20 protein-coding genes are annotated in these 24,040 nt (G+C 57.2%); 5 read left to right on the plus strand and 15 right to left on the minus strand.

Features of this window, described 5'->3' with window-relative positions; all coding sequences use genetic code 11:
* Positions 1-42 precede the first annotated feature (42 nt).
* Positions 43-1,821, plus strand: coding sequence for a nitrate/nitrite two-component system sensor histidine kinase NarX (narX, locus tag FN037_RS01870; protein WP_138360343.1), 1,779 nt, complete (start codon positions 43-45; stop codon positions 1,819-1,821).
* Between the two features lie 10 nt (positions 1,822-1,831).
* On the plus strand, positions 1,832-2,482 hold the full coding sequence (narL, locus tag FN037_RS01875; RefSeq protein WP_138360342.1) for a two-component system response regulator NarL: 651 nt from the start codon (positions 1,832-1,834) through the stop codon (positions 2,480-2,482).
* Here the strand turns inward: narL and FN037_RS01880 are convergent.
* The 7 genes from FN037_RS01880 to nasR form a co-directional block, all read right to left on the minus strand.
* A complete protein-coding gene (locus FN037_RS01880) occupies positions 2,479-3,858 on the minus strand; it encodes a YchO/YchP family invasin (protein WP_185929214.1) in 1,380 nt (459 codons plus the stop codon). The genes narL and FN037_RS01880 overlap by 4 nt on opposite strands.
* Positions 3,859-4,045: 187 nt before the next feature.
* Positions 4,046-6,646, minus strand: a complete 2,601-nt coding sequence (locus FN037_RS01885; RefSeq protein WP_142501433.1) for a nitrate reductase — start codon at positions 6,644-6,646, stop codon at positions 4,046-4,048.
* Complete coding sequence (gene nirB, locus FN037_RS01890; RefSeq protein ID WP_142501434.1) at positions 6,646-10,716, minus strand: nitrite reductase large subunit NirB; 4,071 nt, start codon at positions 10,714-10,716, stop codon at positions 6,646-6,648. The genes FN037_RS01885 and nirB overlap by 1 nt, the downstream gene beginning before the upstream one ends.
* Positions 10,717-10,726: 10 nt before the next feature.
* Complete coding sequence (locus tag FN037_RS01895; protein ID WP_138360339.1) at positions 10,727-11,515, minus strand: ABC transporter ATP-binding protein; 789 nt, start codon at positions 11,513-11,515, stop codon at positions 10,727-10,729.
* Positions 11,516-11,525: 10 nt separating this feature from the next.
* Complete coding sequence (gene ntrB, locus FN037_RS01900) at positions 11,526-12,410, minus strand: nitrate ABC transporter permease (protein WP_138360338.1); 885 nt, start codon at positions 12,408-12,410, stop codon at positions 11,526-11,528.
* A 1-nt stretch (position 12,411) separates the two neighbouring features.
* The gene (locus FN037_RS01905; protein ID WP_138360337.1) at positions 12,412-13,668 is read right to left on the minus strand and encodes a CmpA/NrtA family ABC transporter substrate-binding protein; all 1,257 of its coding nucleotides are present in this window, start codon (positions 13,666-13,668) and stop codon (positions 12,412-12,414) included.
* 245 nt (positions 13,669-13,913) lie between these two features.
* Positions 13,914-15,110 carry a nitrate regulatory protein NasR gene (nasR, locus tag FN037_RS01910; RefSeq protein ID WP_138360336.1) on the minus strand — a complete coding sequence of 399 codons (1,197 nt, stop codon included), beginning with the start codon at positions 15,108-15,110 and terminating at the stop codon, positions 13,914-13,916.
* A gap of 67 nt (positions 15,111-15,177) precedes the next feature.
* Between nasR and FN037_RS01915 the strand changes: the two genes are divergently transcribed.
* Both FN037_RS01915 and FN037_RS01920 read left to right on the plus strand, forming a co-directional pair.
* Positions 15,178-15,531, plus strand: coding sequence for a DsrE/DsrF/TusD sulfur relay family protein (locus FN037_RS01915; RefSeq protein WP_138360335.1), 354 nt, complete (start codon positions 15,178-15,180; stop codon positions 15,529-15,531).
* 238 nt (positions 15,532-15,769) lie between these two features.
* On the plus strand, positions 15,770-16,012 hold the full coding sequence (locus FN037_RS01920; protein WP_002910387.1) for a DUF1883 domain-containing protein: 243 nt from the start codon (positions 15,770-15,772) through the stop codon (positions 16,010-16,012).
* Positions 16,013-16,047: 35 nt separating this feature from the next.
* On the opposite strand, the gene FN037_RS01925 is transcribed toward FN037_RS01920, so the two are convergent.
* Complete coding sequence (locus FN037_RS01925) at positions 16,048-16,728, minus strand: gamma-glutamylcyclotransferase (protein WP_138360334.1); 681 nt, start codon at positions 16,726-16,728, stop codon at positions 16,048-16,050.
* Positions 16,729-16,877: 149 nt separating this feature from the next.
* The gene (gene chaB, locus FN037_RS01930; RefSeq protein WP_142501435.1) at positions 16,878-17,111 is read right to left on the minus strand and encodes a putative cation transport regulator ChaB; all 234 of its coding nucleotides are present in this window, start codon (positions 17,109-17,111) and stop codon (positions 16,878-16,880) included.
* Between the two features lie 265 nt (positions 17,112-17,376).
* Here chaB and chaA point away from each other — a divergent pair, with 265 nt between their 5' ends.
* Positions 17,377-18,477, plus strand: coding sequence for a sodium-potassium/proton antiporter ChaA (chaA, locus tag FN037_RS01935; RefSeq protein ID WP_142501436.1), 1,101 nt, complete (start codon positions 17,377-17,379; stop codon positions 18,475-18,477).
* Positions 18,478-18,551: 74 nt separating this feature from the next.
* Here the strand turns inward: chaA and kdsA are convergent, their stop codons facing one another.
* From kdsA to hemA, 6 genes are read right to left on the minus strand one after another with little or no spacing between them, the layout of a single operon-like run.
* Positions 18,552-19,406, minus strand: coding sequence for a 3-deoxy-8-phosphooctulonate synthase (kdsA, locus tag FN037_RS01940; protein WP_138360331.1), 855 nt, complete (start codon positions 19,404-19,406; stop codon positions 18,552-18,554).
* A gap of 39 nt (positions 19,407-19,445) precedes the next feature.
* Complete coding sequence (sirB1, locus tag FN037_RS01945) at positions 19,446-20,258, minus strand: invasion regulator SirB1 (protein WP_142501437.1); 813 nt, start codon at positions 20,256-20,258, stop codon at positions 19,446-19,448.
* 3 nt (positions 20,259-20,261) lie between these two features.
* A complete protein-coding gene (gene sirB2, locus FN037_RS01950; protein ID WP_142501438.1) occupies positions 20,262-20,654 on the minus strand; it encodes an invasion regulator SirB2 in 393 nt (130 codons plus the stop codon).
* Positions 20,641-21,489, minus strand: coding sequence for a peptide chain release factor N(5)-glutamine methyltransferase (gene prmC / locus FN037_RS01955; protein ID WP_142501862.1), 849 nt, complete (start codon positions 21,487-21,489; stop codon positions 20,641-20,643). The genes sirB2 and prmC overlap by 14 nt, the downstream gene beginning before the upstream one ends.
* Entirely contained in the window at positions 21,489-22,571 is a 1,083-nt protein-coding gene (gene prfA, locus FN037_RS01960; RefSeq protein WP_142501439.1) for a peptide chain release factor 1, read from the minus strand. The genes prmC and prfA overlap by 1 nt, the downstream gene beginning before the upstream one ends.
* 44 nt (positions 22,572-22,615) lie before the next feature.
* Positions 22,616-23,872, minus strand: coding sequence for a glutamyl-tRNA reductase (gene hemA, locus FN037_RS01965; protein WP_138360327.1), 1,257 nt, complete (start codon positions 23,870-23,872; stop codon positions 22,616-22,618).
* Between the last annotated feature and the right edge of the window lie 168 nt (positions 23,873-24,040).

A 24,040-nucleotide genomic window follows, 5' to 3' on the forward strand; every position in this document is an offset into this window, starting at 1 on the left:
GCCACACGCCCGGATGACTGGCCGATCAGGAGCCATTTTGCCATGTTGAAACGTCTTTTTACGCCGCTAACGCTGGTGAATCAGCTCGCGTTGATCGTTTTATTGGTTGCGGTGATAGGTGTTGCCGGAATGGCGATTTCCTCTCGCCTGGTGCACGGCGTTCAGGGCAGCGCGCACGCCATTAATAAAGCCGGTTCGCTACGTATGCAGAGCTATCGCCTGCTGGCGGCGGTACCGTTGCACGCCGATGACCAAAAACTGCTGGATGAAATGACGGCGACGGTCTTCAGTCCGGAACTGCAGTACGCCGCGCGCCATGACGATCAGCAGCAACAGCTTCAGGCTTTACAGCGCTACTGGCAACTGGAGCTGGCGCCGGAAATGCGCCGTGCGCAGCATCAGGCGACGGTAGCGGCGAACGTTGCCGGTTTTGTCAACCGCATAGATCAGTTGGTCACCGCTTTCGATCACACCACCGAAGAGCGGATAAAGCAGGTTGTCTGGACCCAGCGTTTGATGGCTGTCGGCATGGCGCTGCTGCTGGCGTTCACTATCGTCTGGCTACGCGCCCGGTTGTTACGCCCCTGGAAACAGCTGCTGGCGATGGCCCGCGCGGTGAGCCAGCGCGATTTTACCCAGCGTGCGCAAATTGGCGGACGCAACGAAATGGCGACGCTGGGTATGGCGCTGAATAATATGTCGGAAGAACTGGCCGAGAGCTATTCGGTGCTTGAACGGCGGGTACAGGAAAAAACCGCCGGACTTGAACAAAAAAATGAGATCCTCGCATTCCTGTGGCAAGCCAACCGCCGTCTGCATTCGAACGCCCCACTCTGCGAACGTATCTCGCCCGTGCTTAACGGTTTGCAAGGGTTAACCCCGCTGCGCGATATTGAAGTCCGGGTTTACGATCTCGAAGATGAAGATAACCATCAGGAGTTTTCCTGCCACTCCGACATTCAGTGCGATGACCGAGGCTGCTATCTCTGCCCGCGCGACCTGCCGGCGTTGCCCAATGTCGGCACCACATTAAAATGGCGACTGTCGGATGCCCATAATCAATATGGTATTCTGCTGTCTACCCTCCCTACCGGTCTTCACCTGAGCCACGATCAGCAGCAACTGGTCGATACGTTAGTTGAGCAGATCGCCGGGACCCTGGCCCTCGATCGGCATCAGGAGCGCCAGCAGCAGCTTATCGTGATGGAGGAACGTGCGACTATCGCCCGCGAACTGCATGACTCCATCGCCCAATCGCTCTCCTGTATGAAAATGCAGGTCAGTTGCCTGCAGATGCAGGGTGACAGGCTACCGGAAGAGAGTCGCCAGCTTTTGGGGCAAATCCGTAATGAACTGAATACCTCATGGGCACAGCTGCGGGAACTGCTGACAACCTTCCGTCTGCAGTTAACCGACACCGGTCTGCGCCCGGCGCTGGAAGCCAGTTGTCAGGAGTACAGCGCCCATTTCGGCTTTACAGTGCGACTGGATTATCAACTACCGCCGCGTTTTGTGCCCTCGCACCAGGCTATCCACCTGCTGCAAATCGCCCGCGAGGCGCTAAGCAATGCCCTCAAGCATGCCAATGCCACAGAAGTCAGCGTTACGGTAACGCTAAAGGATAATCAGGTCCGACTGGTGGTGGCCGATAACGGCCGCGGGGTACCGGAGAATGCGGAACGCAGCAACCATTACGGCTTAATCATTATGCGCGATCGCGCTCAGAGCCTACGCGGAGACTGTCAGGTGCAGCGTCGGAAAACCGGCGGCACGGAAGTGGTGGTCACCTTTATCCCTGAAAAATCGTTTTCAATCCAATAAGGAGAACGCTATGAGTCAACAGGAACGAGCAACCATCCTTCTCATTGACGATCACCCGATGCTGCGTACCGGCGTCAAACAGCTTATCAGTATGGCACCGGATATTCAGGTGATTGGTGAAGCCAGTAACGGCGAACAGGGTATTGCGATGGCGGAGTCCCTGGACCCGGATTTGATTCTGCTGGATCTCAATATGCCGGGGATGAACGGCCTCGAAACCCTGGACAAGCTGCGCGAAAAAGCGCTTTCCGGTCGCGTGGTGGTATTTAGCGTTTCCAACCATGAAGAAGATGTCGTGACCGCGTTGAAACGCGGCGCCGACGGCTACCTGTTGAAAGATATGGAGCCGGAAGATCTGCTGAAAGCACTGCAACAGGCGGCGGCGGGCGAAATGGTGCTCAGCGAAGCATTAACGCCGGTGCTGGCAGCCAGCCTACGGGCTAATCGCGCCACCTCCGAGCGCGACATTAGCCAGTTAACACCGCGCGAGCGCGACATTCTTAAGCTGATTGCTCAGGGTCTGCCGAACAAAATGATCGCCCGCCGCCTGGATATCACCGAAAGCACCGTCAAGGTGCACGTCAAACATATGCTGAAGAAAATGAAATTAAAATCGCGGGTAGAAGCGGCGGTTTGGGTCCATCAGGAACGCGTGCTCTAGGGCGTCTGCTGCCACGAAACGCCATCTGCAGGTAAGCTCTCCAGTGGCTCCGTCAGCGCCAGGGTGATCTCATTGGATGAGACGCGCTGACCTTTTTTATCCTCTACCACCACGGAAAGATGCCAGAGATTGCCCGCGCCGGCGTCGCTGTTCCAGCGTGGCATAATCACGCTCCAGCCATCCGGACTACTGGCCTCTATCGGCGAAGTCAGACTTAACGCCTGGGTATCTCCCTGCCAGCTCAGAGACTTAATACCGTGCAGGCTACGAATTTGTAGCTTCAGTTGTACCGTCTCTCCCGGCCGAAGATCCCAGGGAGGCGTGGCCAGATAAACCGCCAGGGTTTTGCGCTGACGATACTCCATCACCGGCAGGTTATCCCGTTCCGGAGGATCGTAGCGGCTTCCGCGCAGCGCGCGTCTGACGGCGACTTCATCAGCCGCCAGTTGCTGTTTTAACGGGACGCCAAAGCGATAATTGAGTTTCAACCCCACATCGTTTTGACTGATACCGCTCTCACCTTGCTTATGTTTGGCGGTGACCGTGACCAGCGGAAAAGGCGTGTAATTCAGGCCGACCGACAACGCTATCGGATTATGATATCCGGTTCCCGAATCGAACAGATCGACGTTGTCGCCAAAATATTGTTCCACGCTGACGCTGGTATTAACGTACTGATAAAATGGCAGCCGCGCCTGAGCCGTCACATCGTAGCCGCTCGCCATACGCTGCAGTTGAGTCAGGCGACTTCCCTGCTGCCAGCCACCAAGCGGATGATAGTAATTAGCGGACAAACGCATCGACTCGCCCCAGGCTTCCGCGCCAATACTGCCGCGCGCCAGGTGGTCATCCAGCGCCTGATCGTAGAACGTGTTATAGCCCAACAGCCAGTTGCCCATTCTCCAGCGCTGACCGAGGCCAATATTCCCCACCAGTCCGCTGTCGCGCTGTGTGACCGAGTATTGATTCCAGGTGAGAAAGTCACCGTTATCCTGTAAGGGGACAAACCAGCTTCCCTTGCTGCCGGTAAAATGCCCCTCTTTATCAATCAACAGATCGACACTGGTGTTGCCCCATGGCGAGAGCCAGTCCTCCAGTTGCTGACTGACCTCATCCCCCAGTTTGTCGATGGCGAATACCCGCGCCTGCTCGCCAGCGGTCATCTCTTTATCACTCATACTGGCTTCGCCAAATTTTTTTACCATCTCGGCAAAGTGCTTTGCGTCATCATCCACCTGCGGCGCCAGACCAAGGTCCGGCAACGTATCCGCTGCACTGACGTCCGGCTGGTTATTCTGCTGCGCGCGCGCGACGGTACCTGTCAGCAGCAGGAGAAATGACAAATATGGGGTTATGCGGAACAACAAAGCGATCAAATCGGTTACATCTACTCACGAAGGGTGACAACAAACCGGCAGTCTATCGTCTTTTGTCACCCTACGCAGCTTTCAGGATGATTTCAGGAATATGCTGAATCGCTGATTGCGGGCAGCCTGCGCATGCCGGTAGCCGCCCAACGGAACCGCGCCTCCCCCCAGAGGCTGGAGAGTCATCACGCTCATCTCACGTTCGCGCCAGATTTTCCGCCAGCAACGTCTTCAGCTCCGGAATACAGGAACCGCAATTGGTGCCACATTTCAGTTTGGTGCCCAGTCCGTTAAGCGTATGACAGCCGTCGGCGATAGCTTCATTTATCGTCCGTTCCCCGACGCTAAAACAGCTACAAATAATACGCCCGCGAGGCACGCTATCCCCGCCCTTTCTGCCGCTCAATAACGCATGACGCTGGGCGGCATTTTGCGGCGGCGTACGAAACGCGGCGCTAATCCATTCGGCGTCGATGGACGGTTCATGCCCATCGCTCCACCAGCCGAGCATCAGCTCGCCCTCTTGCCATGCCAGCAGATTCCAGACCTTGCCGCCTTCGGCGACCTGCATCTGCCATCCCTGCTGCCTGCACCAGGCGACAAGCCATTCACGGGCGTGGATATCCCCCGCCAGAGACAGATGCGTAATACCCGCTAAGGCACGTCGTCGCCAGTGTATTGATGCGGGCAGAGGAACCGGCTGGCGAGAAAAAAGCTCCCCTTTCCAGGCCGGGAGCCAGGCGGCTATCGCGACCGCGACCTGTTTGCTCTCCGGTTGGCCGGAATACGGGTCGATAACCGCAAACTGCAGGTTATTCACCCGTCCCTGGCGAGCAAATTGATTATTCCAGTGCATCGGGACAAACAACGATCCGGGACGCTGCCCGTCGCTGATAATCACTTTGGCCACCATCACCCCATGCGGTGACCAGATCCGCGCCAGCTCGCCCTCCAGCAGGTGATAGCGCTGCGCATCCGGCGGCGCGACCTCCACCACCGGTTCAGCAATATGCTGCATCAGTCGCGGCACCGCGCCGGTACGGGTCATGGTGTGCCACTGGTCGCGTATCCGCCCGCTATTGAGGATCAGCGGATAAAATGCGTCGAGCGCCGCCCGGGTTGGCTGCGGGGCGACCGGCACCATCCGCAGTTTACCGTCGCGATGCCAGCCCGAATGCAGGCTCCACTGCGCCGGACTGCGGCTTACCGGCCAGCGCACCGGTGCCAGATCGTCCCACGCCTCGCGGCTCAAATCCGCCAGCCCGCCAATATCAAATGCCCGCTGGCCGTTATTTTCGAAACCTGAGAGCGCCGCATGTTCGCGGAACACCTCGTGAGGATGCCGCCAGGCAAAGGCTGCGCCAAAGCCCAACGCCTGCGCCACGCGGGCAATGATCCACCAGTCGGCTCTTGCCTCTCCCGGCGGTGACAGGAACGCGCGCTGGCGAGAGATCCGCCGCTCCGAGTTGGTCACCGTGCCGTTTTTCTCCCCCCACGCCAGCGCCGGAAAACGGATATGGGCAAACCGTCCGGTATCGGTACCGGCGACCACATCGGAGACGATCACCAGCGGACAGGCCGCCAGCGCTTCGCTGACCGCATGGCTGTCCGGCAGAGAGACCACCGGATTGGTGCCCATGATCCACACGGCTTTCACCTCGCCGCGGCCAATAGCGCTGAACAGCTCCACCGCCGTCAGCCCCGGCGTTTGCGCCAGCCTTTCGCTGCCCCAGAACCGTGCCAGACGCTGTAAATCGTCGGCTGTAAAATTCATATGCGCCGCCAGCATCGTCGCCATCCCGCCCACCTCACGTCCCCCCATCGCATTGGGTTGACCGGTCAGCGAAAATGGTCCGCAGCCCGGACGGCCATATTTCCCGCTTGCCAGGTGAACATTGATAATGGCATTGCATTTATCGCTGCCGCTGGCGGATTGATTAATGCCCATGGTGTAGAGCGTGATGGCGCGCGGCGCGGCGATAAATTCGCGATAAAAAGCGTCAATCTGCTGTCGCGGCAGACCGCAGAACTGCGCCACTTTTTCGCTATCCCACGCCTGCGCAATTTTCAGCGCCTGCCGCGCATCGCTGAAATCGCCGGCAATATCACCGCTGGCGGCAATGGCGTTAAGCAGGCCGACAAACAGCCCCCCGTCGCTGCCGGGCGCCAGCGCCAGATGAATATCAGCGATATCGCAGGTGGCGGTGCGCCGAGGGTCAATCACTACTACCCGCATCTGCGGATTATCGCGTTTAGCCTGTACCAGCCGCTGATAAAGTACCGGATGGGCCCAGGCCGCGTTCGAGCCCACCAGCACCACCAGATCGCTGTTTTCCACATCTTCATAACTGCACGGCACCACATCAGCGCCCAGCGCACGCTTATAACCGGTGACCGCCGAAGACATACACAGCCGCGAATTGGTATCGATGTTCGCCGCGCCGATGAATCCCTTCATCAGCTTATTCGCGGCGTAGTAGTCCTCGGTCAGTAGCTGACCGGAGGCATAGAACGCCACCGCCTGCGGGCCATACTGGTCGATTATCTCCCGCAGGCGCGAACCGGCCGCCGCCAGCGCCTGCGGCCAGGACACCCGTTCGCCGTCCACTTCAGGAGCCAGCAGCCTCCCCGCCAGGCCCACGGTTTCCCCCAGCGCTGCGCCCTTCACGCACAACCGGCCCAGGTTCGCCGGGTGCAGCTCATCGCCGCGCACGGTCACCTTGCCATCCTCATTCAGACTGGCGATAACCCCGCAGCCCACGCCACAGTAGGGGCACGTCGTCCGGGTTTCTGTCATCAGGACGCCTCCGCGCGAACCAGCAACTGCTGGTTGCCAACCCACACCTTACCGTTCTCCACTTTCACCGGCCAGGCGCGGACCGTCTGCTCGCTGCCGTCGCACTGGCGGCCATCGCGCAGACGAATACGCTGTTTATACAGCGGCGAAATGACAATCGGTTCACCGCCCGCGTCACCAAGAATGCCGCGCGACAGCACGTTGGCCTCGCTGCCCGGCTCCCGGTTATCAAGGGCGTAAACCTGATCGCCAAAACGGAACAGCGCAATCTGTCGCTCACCCAGCCGCGCGCCAATCCCCGCCTGCGGCGGAATGGCGTCAAGATCGCAAATGGCCTGCCAGGGACGAGACGGCAACGCCAGTTCGCCTTGTCCGGTCACAGGGGCTAACTGCGGCTGACCGCGCAGAGTTTGCCGCTGCACCGCTTCATCCGGCTCATCGCTATTGACGTAAGAACGGAACAGCGCCAGCCGTTGCGGGTCGTTAAGGGTGGTTTGCCATTCGCACTGGTAGCTCTCCACAACCCGCGCCATCTCCTGCTCCAGCTCTTCGCCGATACCGAGGCTGTCGTCGAGGATAACCTCGCGCAGATAGTCAACTCCGCCTTCAAGATTATCCATCCAGGTACTGGTGCGCTGTAAACGATCGGCAGTGCGAATATAAAACATCAGCAGGCGATCAATACTGCGGATAAGCGTCTGTTCATCAAGGTCGCTGGCGAACAGGTCGGCATGGCGCGGCTTCATCCCGCCATTACCGCAAACGTACAGGTTCCAGCCCTTTTCAGTGGCGATAACGCCGATGTCTTTCCCCTGGGCTTCCGCGCATTCTCGGGTGCAGCCGGAGACCGCCATTTTAATTTTGTGCGGCGCGCGCAGGCCCTTGTAGCGATGCTCAAGGGTTACCGCCAGACCGGTTGAATCCTGTACGCCATAGCGACACCAGGTCGAGCCGACGCAGGATTTCACCGTCCGCAGGGATTTACCATACGCGTGGCCGGTTTCAAAGCCCGCTTCCATCAGTTCACGCCAGATTGCCGGGAGTTGTTCCAGACGCGCGCCGAACAGATCGATACGCTGACCGCCGGTCACTTTACTGTAGAGCTGGTAGCGTTTGGCGATCTGCCCGATCGCAATCAACCCATCCGGCGTGACTTCCCCCGCCGCCATGCGCGGCACTACCGAATAGGTGCCATCTTTCTGGATATTGGCGAAGTAGCGATCGTTCGTATCCTGAAGCGGCAGATGCGCTGGTTTCAGCAGATATTCGTTCCAGCAGGAGGCCAGCACCGAGGCCACCAGCGGTTTACAAATTTCACAGCCGTACCCCTGACCATAGCGGGCAATCAGTTGGTCGAAAGTCCAGATATGGTTGACGCGCACCAGGTGGTAGATTTCCTGGCGTGACCATGGGAAGTGCTCGCAGATATCTTTTTTGACTTCCACACCCTGCTCCGCAAGCTGATACTCCATCACTTGTTTAACCAGCGCGCTACAGCCGCCGCAGCCGGTCGCCGCTTTGGTGCAGCGCTTTATCGCCGCCATATCGCTCGCGCCGTTGCTCACTGCCTGGCAGATATCGCCTTTGCTGACGTTGTGACAGGAACAAATCTGCGCGCTGTCCGGCAGCGCCGCCACGCCGAGCGCTTTTGCCGCGCTGCCCTCCAGCGCCGGAAGGATTAAGCTTTCCGGGCGTGCGGGCAATGCCATACCGTTAAGCATCATCTGTAGCAGCGTGGAATAGTCGCTGGCATCGCCGACCAGCACGCCGCCAAGCAGCGTTTTCCCCTCCTGGCTGACAACAATTTTTTTGTAGATCTGCTCCGGTCCGTGGGACCACTGGTAGCTCTGGCAGCCCGGTGTGCGCCCGTGGGCATCGCCAAAAGAAGCGACATCGACGCCCAGCAGCTTCAGTTTAGTGCTCATGTCAGCCCCGGTGAAGCTGGCCTCTTCACCTGCCAGCACTGCCGCCGCGGTACGTGCCATCTGATAGCCGGGGGCCACCAGGCCATAGATTTTGTTCTCCCACAGGGCACATTCGCCAATCGCCAGCACAGCCGGGTCGGAGGTGCGACACTGATTGTCGATGCAAATCCCGCCGCGCTCGCCCGTCTTCAGATCGCTGTTGCGGGCCAGCGCATCCTGCGGGCGAATACCGGCAGAGAACACCACCATATCGGTCACTAACGAGCCGCCATCGGCAAAGTTCAACTGCAACCCATGCTCATTCTCGACAATTTCCGTCGTCGCCTTGCTGGTATGTACCCCAACGCCCAGATCGCCAATCTTCTCGCGTAGCATCGCCGCGCCGCCGTTATCCAGTTGTACCGCCATCAGATTCGGGGCAAACTCGACAACATGGGTTTCCAGCCCCAGTTGCTTCAGCGCGTTGGCCGCTTCCAGCCCAAGCAGCCCCCCGCCGATGACCACCCCGCGGCGAGAATGCGCGGCGCGAGCGGCGATCTGGTCGAGATCGTCAAGCGTGCGGTAGACAAAGCAGCCAGCAAGATTATTACCCGGCACCGGCGGAACAAACGGATAAGAACCCGTCGCCAGCACCAGCTTATCCCAGTGCGTTTCGTGGCCAGACACATCGCGCACAACGTGCGCCTCGCGGTCAATACTGGCGACCGCCTCGCCCAGACGCAGCTCAATGCCGTGCCGGGTAAAAAAATCGCCTTCGACCAGCGACAGTGATTCCGCGCTGCGTCCGCTAAAGTATTCCGAGAGATGGACCCGGTCATAAGCGGCATAGCGCTCTTCGCAGAACACCACAATCCGGTATTGTTGATGAAGGTTACGGCTGACGCATTGCTCAAGAAAGTGGTGGCCGACCATGCCGTGTCCGACCAGCGCTAAAACAGGTTTTGTCATTGTCGTTTGCCCCGCAGCACGCGGCTGCATCGTTGAAGATGGATTGAAGAGCCACTCTGCCGGCGCGGAAGAGTATTCCCCCAGCAGAGAGGTGAGCGGCGCGGCGCTGGCGCAATCGCCCAGCAACAGGACGCCGCGCAGCTTGCCGTCACGCAGCAACAGGCGACGGTAGTGGCGATCCAGCGGGTCCCAGCTGGTGCAAATTTCATCCTGTTCATCCGCCCGCAGATCGCCGGCGCTGAACAGCTCAATACCGGTGACTTTCAGCCGCGTGCCGCTATCCTGCCAGCTGAAATCCTCGCCGGGAGCGCCGCATAAACGTTCGGCGAGCACCTCGGCCTGACGCAGGCACGGCGCCACCAGTCCCCAGGTCTGACCGTCAATTTCGCAGCATTCGCCAATGGCGCTGATCCCCGGCAGGGCGGTAGCCAACTGACGGTTGACGATAATGCCGCGGCCACAGGCCAGGCCGCTGCGTTCGGCCAGTTGCTTATTCGGCTGGACGCCGGTTGCCAGCACCACCCGCGCAGCAGCAAACGCCCGGCCATCCTCCAGCAACACCTGATGTGCATTAATCGCCGCAATACGGCTTTCCATCACGCAGTGAATTCCGCGCTCCGCGAGCTGTATCTGCAATTGCTCACCGGCAAACGCATCCGTTTGCTGTTCCATCAGCCAGCGTCCGCGATGGAGTAAAGTGACATTGTCACCATGACGTCTCAGCGCCGCAGCGGCCTCCACGCCAAGCACGCCGCCGCCAATCACTACCGCCGGGCCATCGATAGCCAGAATGCCCTCGACGTCCGCCAGGGTACGGAAAGCAAAGACATGCGGGAGCTCAACACCCGGCAAGGGCGGAGTAAACGGCAGCGATCCCGTCGCGAACACCAGTTCATCCCAGAAAAGTTCACCACCGGTGGTTTGTAGCGAGCGGGCGTGAATATCGACCGCGATTACCGATTCGCCGTTACGTACCGTTACGCCATGCTGCCGATACCACTCATCAGGCAGCAGCCGAGTCTGGATAGCCATTTTCTCGCCGCCAAGCACCGGCGACAGCTGAATGCGGTTATAGGCCTGGCACGGCTCATCGCCAATAATGGTGATGCTAAACCGCTGCGCATCGCGCTCCGCCAGCGCCTGCGCCAGTCGGGTCGCCGCCATGCCGTTGCCGATAATCACCAGTCGCCGCGTCATTACCGTCCCCTTATGCCGCTTTCGGCTGTTTTTCATAGAGGAAATGCAGGATCTGCTGGCGCAGGTGGTGATAGCGGCTATCATCCGCCAGCTGAACACGATTACGCGGGCGCGGTAAATTGACGTCCAGGATCTCGCCCACCGTCGCCGCCGGACCATTAGTCATCATCAGCACCCGATCGGAAAGCAGCACCGCTTCGTCAACATCATGAGTAATCATCACGATGGTGGTATTGAGCGACTGTTGAATCTGCATGACCGCATCCTGCAAATGCGCCCGCGTCAGGGCATCGAGCGCGCCAAAGGGTTCATCCAGCAGCAATACCTTCGGTTTCATCGCCAGCGCGCGGGCGATGCCGACGCGCTGCTTCATCCCACCGGAGACTTCACCCGGCCGTTTGTGCAGCGCATGTCCCATCTGCACACGCTCAAGGTTGTGCGCAATCCACTCCCTGCGCTCGGCTTTGTTCATGCTGTGACGGAATACCTGGTCTACCGCCAGCGCGACATTGTCGAAACAGGTCAGCCACGGCAGCAACGAGTGGTTCTGGAACACCACCGCGCGTTCCGGCCCCGGTCCGGCAATTTCGCGGTTATCACATAACAAGCCGCCCTCCGTCGGGTGGGTAATACCGGCAATCAGATTCAGCAGGGTTGATTTACCGCAGCCGGAATGACCTATCAGGCTGATGGTCTCCCCTTCATAGATATCGAAAGAGACGTTTTGCAACGCCAGAAATTCGCCACTGGCGGTATTGAAACGCTGGCTGACGGCCTGGACCTGAATTAATGGTTTCATCTGCGACTCCTTATTTTTCCTGCCAGCTGAAACGCCGGGCGAGCAACATCAGCCCCTGCTCCAGCAGTAATCCGACCACGCCGATAATGATGATGGCGATGATGATGTTTTCTACGTTGAGGTTGTTCCATTCGTTCCAGATCCAGAAGCCGATTCCTAAGCCTCCGGTGAGCATTTCGGCGGCGACAATCACCAGCCAGGCGATCCCGATAGAGAGGCGAACGCCGGTCAGCACCGCGGGCAAAACCGCCGGAAAGAGGATCTTGCGCATCACCGTCCATTCGGAAAGCTGCAGTACCCTGGCCACGTTGAGATAATCCTCGGGAATACGCCGCACGCCCTCGGCGGTGTTAATCACCATCGGCCAGATGGAGCAGATAAAAATGGTCCAGCTGGAAGCCGGTTCCGCTTTCTGGAATAACAGCAGACCGATAGGCAGCCAGGCCAGCGGACTCACCGGACGCAACAGCGCAATCAACGGGTTAAACATGCGGGCGAAGAATAGTGAGCGACCAATCAGGAAGCCCAGCGGAATACCGGCCAGCGCGGCGAGACCAAATCCGACCGCCACGCGCTGCAGCGATGCCAGGACGTTCCAGCCGATGCCCATATCGTTCGGTCCGTCCCGATAAAAGGGGTCGGCGAAAATGGTCATCGCGGAATCGAGAGTGCTGAGCGGCGTGGGAAAACCTTTGCTGTTCATCGCCGCCAGTTGCCATCCCAACAGCAGTAATCCTAGCCCCAGCAGCGGCGGCAGCAGACGCTGGAAGATATCGCTCAGCCAGCGGCTCACCGGCGGCGTGGTTTTGCGAACCTGTACCGGCGGCATGGCGATCACTTCACCGGACGCTTTTTCAGCGCTGGCCTGCGGTTGCGTTTTGTATGCGTGTTTCATCTCATGCCCCCTTATATTGAATCGCGAAACTGCGGGCGTAGCCCTCAGGGTCAATCCCGTTCCAGACCTTACCGTCCAGTAACGTACTGCTACGCAGCAACTGCGTCGGCGTGCTAATACCGCCTACCGCCTGTGCCGCCTCTTTCCAGACGTCAATTCGGTTAATGCGCCGGGCCACCGCCTGATAATCCGGCGCTGATTTCAGCATTCCCCACCGGCGGAACTGGGTTAAAAACCACATACCGTCCGAGAGCCACGGGAAGCTCACCTCTCCCCCGGCGTAGAAGCGCATCGGGTGCGCATCCTGCCAGTGACGGCCAAGTCCGTTGTCGTATTCGCCGAGCATTCGTCCGGTGAGATACTGTTCTTTGGTATTCAGCCATGCGCGCCTGGCAAGAATGCGCGCCGTTTCACGGGTGTTATCCGCAGAGGCCGCGATCCAGCGCTGCGCCTCCATAAGTGCGGCCACCAGCGCGCGGGCACTATTCGGGTTACGTTCAACCCATTCGCTGCGGGTACCGAGAACTTTTTCCGGATGTTCAGGCCAGATATCCTGGGATGTGGCGGCGGTGAAACCGATGCGGTCATTAATGGCGCGCGCGTTCCACGGCTCGCCAACGCAGAAGCCGCTCATATTGCCGATGCGCATGTTCATCACCATTTGCGGCGGTGGCACCACAACGGTGCGTACATCTTCAAACGGATTAATTCCGCCGCTCGCCAGCCAGTAGTAGAGCCACATCGCGTGGGTGCCGGTGGGAAAGGTATGGGCAAAGGTGTAGGTGCCCGGCGCGCTCTGGCCGATCATTTTTTTCAGCCCGCTAAGGTCGGTTATTCCTTTCTCCTGTAACTCGCTGGAGAGGCTAATCCCCTGGCCGTTGCGGTTAAGGGTCATCAGATTCGCCATCGACTGCGGTTTACTGGCGATCCCCAGTTCAAGGCCGTAAAGCATGCCGTAGAGAATGTGCGCCGCATCAAGCTCGCCGGCGATCAGCTTGTCGCGCACCGCCGCCCAACTGGCCTCTTTACTCGGCACGAGCGTAATACCGTACTTTTTATCGAACCCTTTCAGGGAGGCAATGGCTATGGGGGCACAGTCGGTCAACGGAATAAACCCCACCCGCACGGTGGTCTGTTCCGGCTTATCCGAGCCTGCCGCCCATGCCGTCTGCATCATGCCGGGCAGCAGCATCGCACCGCCCAGCGCGGCACCAGCCTGTAATAAACGCCGCCGTGAAATCGTAAATTTTTCGCCCATACCTGCTCCAGAAACGCAAAAAAAAAGCGTCCGGCAGTGCTTACGCACTGCAGGACGCCTTTATCCATGGACATACGAACCGCCATTGGCTCGTTGCCCAAAACCTTTATTCACTCGTTTTGTATAATGCAAACCTGATGCCAGATCCGCACCGCGCTATTTTCCGCGGTTTTCACCGCCGCAATGGTCCGGCGGTCGCTAAAATTGCACCGTTGACTGGCAGCAAATGCCCACGGATTGTGCATCTACTCCTTTTGGGGTAACTGCCATAATGATTTCACCGTCAGCAGCGCGCGGGCGATCTCAACCATGCGTTGGTTCTTATCCATCGCCATTTTACGCAGTGCCTGCCAGGCCTGCTCTTCCTGCATCCCCTGGTGGGCCATCAGTACGCTTTTGGCTTTTTCAATCAGCTTGCGCTCTTCAAGCGCATCTTTCAGAGAGGCAAGCTGGGCGGAGAGCTGTTGCAGCTCATGGGCCTGCTGGCGCACCAGGGGTAAAAGCTGTTTATCCAGTCGATGAGCGTCGCCGATCTCACTATCCAGCCAGTCAGCGGGCGGGATCTGAATATCCTGTTCTTCGCCATTGAGCAGAGCATCGGTGGCGTTAAGCAAATCGACAATCAGCAGTTCTTCCACTCCACGCAACAGTTCCAGGCGCTGCGTCTGGGCGCTAAACCAGCGCAGCGCTGTTTCACCGTCATCCGCCGGAGGCTGACGGGTGCAGGCAATACGCCGTAGCTGCTCAATTTCCAGACTGGCCTGACACTGTTCAATAAACAGGGTGGTTTGCGGCGGATTGGCTAAAACCTGAAAACTGTCGAAACAGGGCTGCTGACCATCAATGCGATCCACCAGTTGCTGACGTAGATCATCGCTAAACTCTCCGCGAGCAAAGCCCAGCGCGCCCAGCGCGCGCTCCTGTCCGGTCAGTTCTTTGCCCTGCATAAAGCTGTAGAGCGCCACCATTCGCCCGGCAATTTGCGGATCGTCAATGCTCTCATTAAGCTGCGGGACGATATTCAGCAAATGGCGAATAATACGGCTGAACTGCTCTGTCGCCTCCTCGGCGGTCATCCCCCGCTCGCGCACGCGTTCGCGCAACGCCGTCAGCCGCGCGAGATGCCACACCGCGCCGGCGATACGCCAGCATAACGCGCTGCTGGCTGAGCGACGGGCCGGCGCCAGCGCCGCATAAAAGAGTATAAGTTGTTCATCAACCAGGGCGGCGCCCGCCCGGCATTCTGCGGCATAAAGTCGGCCATCGGAGCACAACCAGATATTTGACGCGCCGCGCTCGCACTGTAACATATGCACCAGAGCGCTTATCTGACTTGCCAGTGCCCCCTGTTCCGCCAACTGATGCAGTTGCTGTTTCTGTAGTCGACGCGCACGCACACACCAGTCGATCGCCTCCGGCGCATCACCAGCCGTATTATTCATACCCCCTCCCGGGTTAACGCTTTATACTTCAACCTAGCAATAACCGTGCCTTATAGAAGGAGTCCTTATGCAACGCATTGTGATTATCGCTAACGGTGCCGCCTACGGCAGCGAATCCCTGTTTAATAGCCTGCGCCTGGCCATTGCCCTGCGCGAACAGCAGTCCGACCTGGAGCTCAAGCTGTTTTTAATGTCAGATGCGGTCACGGCCGGGCTACGCGGTCAGAAGCCGACGGAAGGCTATAACATCCAGCAGATGCTGGAGATCCTTACCGCGCAAAACGTACCGGTGAAGCTATGCAAAACCTGCGCCGATGGCCGGGGAGTCAGCGCGCTACCGCTGATTGAGGGGGTGGAGATTGGTACGCTTGTGGAACTGGCGCAGTGGACGCTGGCGGCGGATAACGTCTTGACTTTCTAAAAAGTGGCCTTTAAACGGGATTTAATATCAGGCTGGCGGCGTTTATTAATCGAAAACAATGCCAGCTGAAAGCTTTCAGGCACAATGTCATTTTTGTTTAATCGTTACTCCATTTTTTGATCAAAATCAGCATCAGCCCGCCTTCCCTTTGGTGTTATGCATAGAACAAAGTGTGAACAATATCACGCGGGTTAATGGGCTGGCAGGACGCTGTAGACAGAAATGGGGTTGAGAGTAAATGGCAATGGTAAAAGCAAGTTTAACGTTGTTTGGCGGTGATACTTTGGTAGTGCGTTGCTCCGAGCGCTGCCATATTCATCTGATGAGCGCCAAAGTGCCTGGCGACAGTCATGCGGATATTCTGAGTGTGCAGGACAGAGATAGCGCGTATCTGACCGTGCCGTACAGCGGCACCTGGAACGTTCTCATCGACAGCCACAGCCAGTCGCTGGAGCACTCAATCAGCTACGTTCCCGCCTGATAACCTTCGCCCGGGGCAAACCGGGCGATTTATCCTCAAGCCAGCCCAGGCTGGCTGTTTTCCCCCAGCAAATGACGCACCTTCCCGACCAGATCGTCGAGGCACGCATCGTACATGCCGAGTTTACGCAGCTCCTGATCGAGCGCAAACAGATACTGCGCATTGGTGCCAAGCGGACCGCTGGCGCGCGCGATCAGCGGAGCGATCACCTGCGCGCTGGTATCCGCTTCAAACAGCGGGTGGCGCGGATCCATAATAAAGACTAATGCATTAACCTGGCGGCCATCATCAAGATCCAGTTTACACCAGGTCGGCAGATAGCAGCCGGTGATCATCTCTCGCTTCCACAGGAGCGTCAGTTCTTCTTCGAGGGTTTCATCGGGCAGGCGGTAAGCGACGCCGGTGGTGCGTCCGCCCTCTTTCAGCGCCAGCATGCGCCCCGGCTGATTCACGCTACCGCGTCCGGCGGTGAGCCGCAGACAAAACGCACGATGCCAGCCCGGCAATGTACCGGTACAGGATTCACGGTACTCCAGCGCCGGATTCCACATCAGCGAGCCATAGCCAAAGATCCACACCGAGCCATCATCTGGACGACAGGCCAGCGTTGCTGCCAAAGACGCAGCTCGTTGCTCTGCTGACCAGAGAAGCGATTCCTCAATAGCGCCAAACGCTGTTTTACAATCCGCATTGATCAAGAAATCACGAGTTAACACTTTCTACTACCTCCGCCACTGCCCGCTTCCCCGCGATTCTCCGATCCATCCGTGAAGTATTGCCGAATTATTATCCGGCTTTATTTGACAATAAGCAATGGAGGACCCGCGGGCAAGGGCCGGGACAGCAGATAACGTAGCCAAAGCGATTATTTTTTCTTATGCCACTTATCATCATCATCGCCTTTTTGATAAGCATTTTTAACCGCTGCCCAGGCGACTTTGTGCGCCGTTTCTTCACGACTGGCGTTATCTCGTCGCTCTTCTTTATGCTTATACTGTTCCCAGGCGCTGTTAAAAGCCTCTTTATAAATCTCCTGGGCATGCGCAGGCAGGACGTGCCGGACGCTATCGGGTAATTCACGCTTGCAGCTATAGGGCATATTGACCTCCAGAATACGGCTGAACATACAGTCTGGAACAGGGTTTTATGTCTGGCAAGCGGATGGATAAATGCGAAAAACATTTTAGTAATTATCTGAATAATAAATACAAAAAATTACTAACCCCATTTTATGGCGATTTACGCTGCTTATTGGGCAAGAGGGGTAAATTTAAGTAAAAAAGTAAATTATCTCCATCAATGTCTGTTATTTTATGCAGTTACGGTATCTATAATTCTAACACCTGCACACCTGGAGATGGTTCATGACCGACGCACATGAGGCGGTAAAAACCCGCCACAAGGAGACTTCCCTCGTTTTTCCGCTTCTGGCGCTGGCAGTGCTGTTTTTCTGGGGAAGCAACCCGTCACTGCCAGTCGCCATTGCCATTAATATCCTGGCGCTGATCGGGATTTTGAGTAGCGCATTTAGCGTCGTGCGCCACGCCGACGTCCTGGCACACCGGCTGGGTGAACCCTATGGCTCATTAATTTTGAGCCTCTCCGTGGTCATTCTTGAGGTCAGCCTCATTTCTGCATTAATGGCCACCGGCGACACTGCGCCCACGCTGATGCGCGATACGCTTTATTCGATCATTATGATTGTCACCGGCGGTCTGGTCGGTTTTTCATTGTTGCTGGGCGGCAGTAAATTCGCTACCCAGTATATGAATCTGTTTGGCATCAAACAGTATTTGATCGCCCTCTTTCCGCTGGCGATTATCGTGCTGGTGTTCCCGATGGCGCTGCCCGGGGCCAACTTTACCACCGCACAGTCGCTGTTGGTCGCGCTGATTTCCGCCGCCATGTACGGCGTGTTCCTGCTGATTCAGACCAAAACGCACCAGAGTCTGTTTGTTTATGAACATGAGGATGACGGCGACGACGATGATCCGCACCACGGCAAACCCTCGGCACATAGCAGCCAGTGGCATACCGTCTGGCTGCTGATCCACCTGATTGCGGTCATTGCCGTTACTAAAATGAACGCAATTCCGCTGGAGACGCTGCTAACCAGCATGAATGCTCCCGTCGCCTTCACCGGTTTTCTGGTCGCTCTGCTGATTCTCTCCCCGGAAGGCCTGGGCGCGCTGAAAGCGGTACTTAACAATCAGGTACAGAGAGCGATGAATCTGTTTTTCGGTTCGGTGCTGGCGACCATTTCCCTGACGGTTCCGGTCGTGACGCTTATCGCCTTCCTCACCGGCAACGAATTGCGCTTTGGCCTGGGCGCGCCGGAAATGGTGGTGATGGTCGCCTCGCTGGTGCTGTGCAAAATCTCCTTCTCCACCGGACGCACCAATGTACTGAATGGCGCGGCGCATCTGGCGCTGTTCGCCGCTTATCTGATGACCATTTTTGCCTGAGTGTTCCCCGCCTGGCGGGGAATAAAAAAGCCTGCCGGTTTTGCAACGGGCAGGCTTTGGCATTTCAGAAGCAATTACTTGCTGGTGTCCAGCTCAGGGAAGCTTTTAACCAGATCGTCGATGGCTTTCATCTGCTTGAGGAACGGCTCCAGTTTATCCAGCGGCAGCGCGGACGGGCCGTCGCATTTTGCGTGTTCCGGATCCGGATGCGCTTCAATAAACAGCCCGGCGATGCCAACCGCCATGCCCGCGCGCGCCAGTTCAGCCACCTGCGCGCGACGGCCGCCGGAAGCGGCGCCAAACGGATCACGGCATTGCAGAGAGTGAGTGACGTCAAAGATAACCGGTGAGTTGCTGGAGGCTTTTTTCATCACCCCAAATCCCAGCATATCGACAACCAGATTGTCGTAACCGAAGTTCGAACCACGATCGCAAAGAATCACTTTATCGTTGCCGCCTTCAATGAACTTATCAACGATATTCCCCATCTGACCCGGGCTGACAAACTGCGGCTTCTTCACGTTGATAACCGCGCCAGTTTTCGCCATCGCTTCCACCAGGTCAGTCTGGCGAGCAAGGAACGCGGGGAGTTGAATAACGTCAACCACATCAGCCACTGGCTGCGCCTGACTGGCCTCATGAACGTCGGTGATAATTTTCACGCCGAAAGTTTGTTTCAGCTCCTGGAAAATCTTCATTCCTTCTTCCAGACCCGGCCCGCGATAGGAGTGAATGGAAGAACGGTTAGCTTTATCAAAAGAGGCTTTGAATACGTACGGAATACCCAGCTTCTGCGTGACCGTGACATAGTGTTCGCAGATACGCATCGCGAGATCGCGGGATTCCAGCACGTTCATCCCACCAAACAGGACGAATGGCAGGTCATTTGCTACGTTGATATCACCAATGCTAACCACTTTTTGTTTCATAAATTTGCCTTATCAGGGAGTAACCGGAATGGTTTCAGACTAATGCAATGTAATTTGTTTATGTGAAATGTTGTTGATCTGAGCACGGATCATTTCGCTGATGGGATCTTCCGGACACTGTTCAACGAAATAATTAAGATCCTGCAACGCCACATGATCGCAATCCAGTTGCGCGTATATAAGCCCGCGATCGCGAATTTCATACGGGTCTTCCGGGTTGAATTGCAGCAGGGTTTCGCTGGTCCGTAAAGCCAGTTCCATCTGCCGCTCTTCCATCAGCGCCGATTTCAGGGTATCGAGCAGCTTACGAATCACTTCTGCGTTGTCGGCCTCATCAAGGTCTTCGTTAAACAGCTCGGCGATCGGACTGATATTCCCCTTCAGCCACACTTCCAGCGTGTGTTCGTCCAGAGTTTCACCATTAAACGGGTTAACCAGCCACATTTCCTGGCTCTCTTCAGGATCGGCGCGAAGCAGCATCTGCGTCGGAAAAATCACCGGCACCACCGGCAGCGACAGACGCTGAGCAATCCAGAGGAAAATGGCGCCTAACGATACCGCGCTCCCCTGGCGATTATTCAGCACTTTATCCAGCCACAGCGCATCGGACAGCCGGTAAACGCCGTGTGAATCGCTGAATCCCCAGTCGTGATAGAAAAGCTCCAGCAGCCGCGCTATCTGGCGCTCGTGATCCCATGAAGTGGCGATCTCTTCCTGCGCCAGCGCCAGCAGCCGCTCCAGCTCATCCTGTACATAATGCGTCGGAAAATCGTCGCGGATTAATTCAGAAATGAGGACCATGCCATCACATAACGGCGCTTTATTAAATTCGAAATCAGCTAACGACCTCATGACTTACCCCAATAACGGTATTCTTGTGATGGCGAGTTGAATAATGATAAACAACACCACCAGAGCCAGCAGAAAGGCGATAAACCGGCTCTGCTGACTGCGCGGACGACGACGGCCCAGCGCGATAAAACCCAATGCGATATAAATGATAACGCCAAACAGCTTCTCAGTCAGCCATGTCCCGTCGTCGGTGAACGGCAGATAGTGCGTTATTGCCATTAACGCGGCGCCGCTGAGAAACAGCAGCGTATCGCTACAGTGCGGTGTAATGCGTACCCAGCGCTGGTGGCGCAGAGGGTTATCGCTCCAGCTCCACCAGTAGCGCAGGATGAACAGGCTGACCGATACCACCACGCAGGCGATATGCAGATACAGTACCGTGTTAAACAGATTCATATGTCCCCTGATATTGCCCGATCGTCAGGCGCTCGTTGTCGCCATAATCACGGCAGGTAGCAACATGACGATATCCCGCCTCGCGGAAAATGCCGCGCACCGCTTCCCCCTGCATCCAGCCATGTTCCAGCAGCATAACACCGTTGTGCTCAAGGAAACGGCGGCCTTCGCGGATGATATGCGCCAGATCGGCCAGACCTGAATCGGCGGCGACCAGCGCCGTTTTCGGTTCAAAACGCACATCACCCTGTTCAAGATGCGGATCGATTTCGTCGATATAAGGCGGATTGCCGACGATGATGTCGAACCGCTGGCCTTCGAGCGCGCTGAACCAGTTGCTCTGCAACACATTAACATTGGTAATCGCAAGATGAGCGGCATTGCGCGCGGCCAGGGCAACCGCGTCAGGTATAAAGTCAACGGCGGTGACGTCGCAATCCGGACGTTCGCTGGCCAGCGCCAGAGCGATAGCCCCGGTGCCGGTGCCTAAATCGAGGATTCGGCACGGCGTCGACGGTAGCCGCGCGAGCGCCTGTTCAACCAGGCATTCGGTATCCGGACGCGGGATCAGCGTGGCGGGAGAAACAAACAGCGGTAACGACCAGAACTCGCGCTGCCCCACCAGGTGGGCTACCGGCTCGCCCTGCTCGCGACGGCTCAGCAGCGTTTCAAGTTCCGCCGCTTGTTGCCCTGTCAGAACCGTTTCTCCAAATGCGAGAATCCAGGTCCGCGCTTTGCCGGTCACGTGACCGAGCAAAATTTCGGCATCCCGGCGCGGACTTTCACTTTGGCCAAGACGAGCGATAGCCTGGATCAACCACTGCTGAAAAGTCATCATTCCTGCTCGGAAAGCGCGGCCAGCTGGTCGGCCTGATATTCCTGAACGATCGGCTCAATCAGCATATCCAGCTTACCTTCCATTGCCTCATCCAGCCGGTAAAGCGTCAGGTTGATGCGGTGATCGGTAACGCGCCCCTGCGGATAGTTATAGGTGCGGTTACGATCGCTGCGATCGCCACTGCCCAGCAGGTTACGCCGTTCAGAGGCTTCCGCCTGCTGACGTTTAGCCATTTCGGCGGCATGAATACGTGCCCCTAGTACCGATAGTGCTTTAGCTTTGTTTTTGTGCTGGGAGCGTTCATCCTGGCACTCAACGACAATACCGGTCGGCAAGTGGGTAATACGGATAGCCGAGTCGGTGGTGTTAACGTGCTGACCGCCTGCCCCGGAAGAGCGGAAGGTATCAATACGCAGATCCGCCGGGCTGATATCCGGCAGTTCCGCTTCCGGCAGCTCCGGCATCACCGCCACGGTACAGGCGGAAGTATGGATACGCCCCTGAGATTCGGTGGCCGGTACACGCTGCACGCGATGGCCGCCAGACTCGAACTTCAGGCGCCCATAGACGCCGTCGCCGCTGATCTTGGCGATCACTTCTTTAAAACCGCCATGTTCGCCTTCATTAGCGCTCATGATTTCGACGCGCCAGCGGCGAGATTCCGCATAGCGGCTGTACATGCGGAACAGATCGCCGGCGAACAACGCCGCTTCATCGCCGCCGGTTCCGGCGCGGACTTCCACAAATGCGTTACGTTCATCATCGGGATCTTTTGGCAACAGCAGCACCTGCAGTTGCTGTTCCATCTGCTCGCCTTTTTCTTTCGCTTCGCGTAGTTCTTCCTGCGCCATTTCGCGCATTTCCGGATCGTCAAGCATCAGCTGCGCGGCGTCAATATCATCCTGCAACTGACGCCAGTTGGTATAGCAGCGGGCGACGTCGCTGAGCTGTGCATATTCCCGCGACAGCGCGCGGAATTTATCCTGATCGGCAATGGTCGAGGCATCGCCGAGTAACGCCTGAACTTCCTCATGGCGTTCGTAAAGGGCTTCCAGTTTGGCAACAATAGAAGGCTTCATAGGCGTGAATTCACCCTGTCCTGAAAAAAGAGAGATAAGGTGCGCTATTCCAGCCCGAGGCTGTTGCGCAGAATATGCAGGCGTTCATCATCCCCGTCACGGGCAGCCTGCTGAAGAGATTTCGTTGGCGAGTGGATCAGGCGATTAGTCAACTTACGCGCCAGATCCTGCATGATTTCCTGCGCATCGCCGCCCTGACTCAGCGCCGCCAGCGCTTTTGCCGTCAGTTCCTCTCGAACCTGCTCGGCCTGGGCGCGATATTCACGAATCGTCTCGCTGGCGCTCTGAGCGCGCAGCCAGGCCATAAATTCGCTGGTTTCCTGCTCGACAATGGTTTCCGCCTGCACCGCCGCAGCCTGACGCTGGGCCAGGTTATGCTGAATGATATTTTGCAAATCATCCACGCTATAGAGATAGGCGTTGGCCAGTTTACCGACTTCCGGTTCAACATCACGCGGCACGGCAATATCCACCAGCAACATCGGCTGATTGCGGCGCGCCTTCAGCGCCCGCTCCATCATCCCCTTGCCGATGATCGGCAGCGGGCTGGCGGTGGAACTAATGATGATATCGGCGTCTTTCAACCTTTCATCAATATCGCTTAATGCGATCACTTCGGCGCCGACTTCATCAGCCAGCGCCTGAGCACGCTCGCGAGTGCGGTTAGCAATCACCATTTTACGCACCTTATGCTCGCGCAAATGGCGGGCCACCAGTTCAATGGTTTCCCCGGCGCCAACCAGCAACACGGTAACACTTGTGAGTGATTCAAAGATTTGTCGCGCCAGGGTGCAGGCGGCAAACGCCACGGAGACTGCGCTGGCGCCAATATCGGTTTCGGTACGCACGCGTTTGGCCACCGAGAACGATTTCTGGAACATACGCTCCAGTTCGCTGACGTTCAGATGCCCACGGCTGGAATCAGCGAAGGCTTTTTTTACCTGCCCGAGGATCTGCGGTTCGCCCAGCACCAGCGAATCAAGACCGCTGGCGACACGCATCAGATGACTGACCGCATCGTTGTCCTGATGCCAGTAGAGACTTTTGCGCAGATCGTCTTCGTTTAAGCCATGGTAATCGCACAGCCAGCGAATAAGCGCTTGCTGGAGGTTATCCTGCTCTTCAACGCTGAGATAGAGTTCCGTACGGTTACAGGTCGACAGCACCACCCCACCCTGCACCATGGGTTGAGCCAGTAAGCTCTCCAGCGCCTGATCGAGCGTATCCGGCGAAAACGTTACACGTTCTCGCAGCGCTACCGGGGCTGTTTTGTGATTAATACCAAGAGCTAAAAGGGTCATTGTGAGGGAGTAGTACCAGCGTTGCTAAGGTTAGTCTGCAGGCATCATACAGGATGCGCGTAATCAATAAAAGAGAGGCCCCCCTTTTGGAGTAATAGCCATTAACAGTAATTTTTTGATTTCAGACAACTTGAACGTAGACGCTACCGCCCGTCAACGCTAGCATTA

This window comes from Klebsiella sp. 2680, from assembly GCF_900198535.1.
In the GTDB taxonomy this organism is placed as follows: domain Bacteria; phylum Pseudomonadota; class Gammaproteobacteria; order Enterobacterales; family Enterobacteriaceae; genus Klebsiella; species Klebsiella indica.

Excerpts from the sequence above, each read along its gene's own strand:
- chaA (WP_142501436.1), top strand. The coding sequence starts at position 17,377 with ATGACCGACGCACATGAGGCGGTAAAAACCCGCCACAAGGAGACTTCC.
- FN037_RS01905 (WP_138360337.1), bottom strand. The coding sequence starts at position 13,668 with ATGGGCGAAAAATTTACGATTTCACGGCGGCGTTTATTACAGGCTGGT.
- FN037_RS01915 (WP_138360335.1), top strand. The coding sequence starts at position 15,178 with ATGCAACGCATTGTGATTATCGCTAACGGTGCCGCCTACGGCAGCGAA.
- ntrB (WP_138360338.1), bottom strand. The coding sequence starts at position 12,410 with ATGAAACACGCATACAAAACGCAACCGCAGGCCAGCGCTGAAAAAGCG.
- narL (WP_138360342.1), top strand. The coding sequence starts at position 1,832 with ATGAGTCAACAGGAACGAGCAACCATCCTTCTCATTGACGATCACCCG.
- kdsA (WP_138360331.1), bottom strand. The coding sequence starts at position 19,406 with ATGAAACAAAAAGTGGTTAGCATTGGTGATATCAACGTAGCAAATGAC.
- chaB (WP_142501435.1), bottom strand. The coding sequence starts at position 17,111 with ATGCCCTATAGCTGCAAGCGTGAATTACCCGATAGCGTCCGGCACGTC.
- sirB2 (WP_142501438.1), bottom strand. The coding sequence starts at position 20,654 with ATGAATCTGTTTAACACGGTACTGTATCTGCATATCGCCTGCGTGGTG.
- FN037_RS01885 (WP_142501433.1), bottom strand. The coding sequence starts at position 6,646 with ATGACAGAAACCCGGACGACGTGCCCCTACTGTGGCGTGGGCTGCGGG.
- FN037_RS01895 (WP_138360339.1), bottom strand. The coding sequence starts at position 11,515 with ATGAAACCATTAATTCAGGTCCAGGCCGTCAGCCAGCGTTTCAATACC.
- hemA (WP_138360327.1), bottom strand. The coding sequence starts at position 23,872 with ATGACCCTTTTAGCTCTTGGTATTAATCACAAAACAGCCCCGGTAGCG.
- prfA (WP_142501439.1), bottom strand. The coding sequence starts at position 22,571 with ATGAAGCCTTCTATTGTTGCCAAACTGGAAGCCCTTTACGAACGCCAT.
- FN037_RS01920 (WP_002910387.1), top strand. The coding sequence starts at position 15,770 with ATGGCAATGGTAAAAGCAAGTTTAACGTTGTTTGGCGGTGATACTTTG.
- nirB (WP_142501434.1), bottom strand. The coding sequence starts at position 10,716 with ATGACGCGGCGACTGGTGATTATCGGCAACGGCATGGCGGCGACCCGA.
- nasR (WP_138360336.1), bottom strand. The coding sequence starts at position 15,110 with ATGAATAATACGGCTGGTGATGCGCCGGAGGCGATCGACTGGTGTGTG.
- narX (WP_138360343.1), top strand. The coding sequence starts at position 43 with ATGTTGAAACGTCTTTTTACGCCGCTAACGCTGGTGAATCAGCTCGCG.
- sirB1 (WP_142501437.1), bottom strand. The coding sequence starts at position 20,258 with ATGAGGTCGTTAGCTGATTTCGAATTTAATAAAGCGCCGTTATGTGAT.
- prmC (WP_142501862.1), bottom strand. The coding sequence starts at position 21,489 with ATGACTTTTCAGCAGTGGTTGATCCAGGCTATCGCTCGTCTTGGCCAA.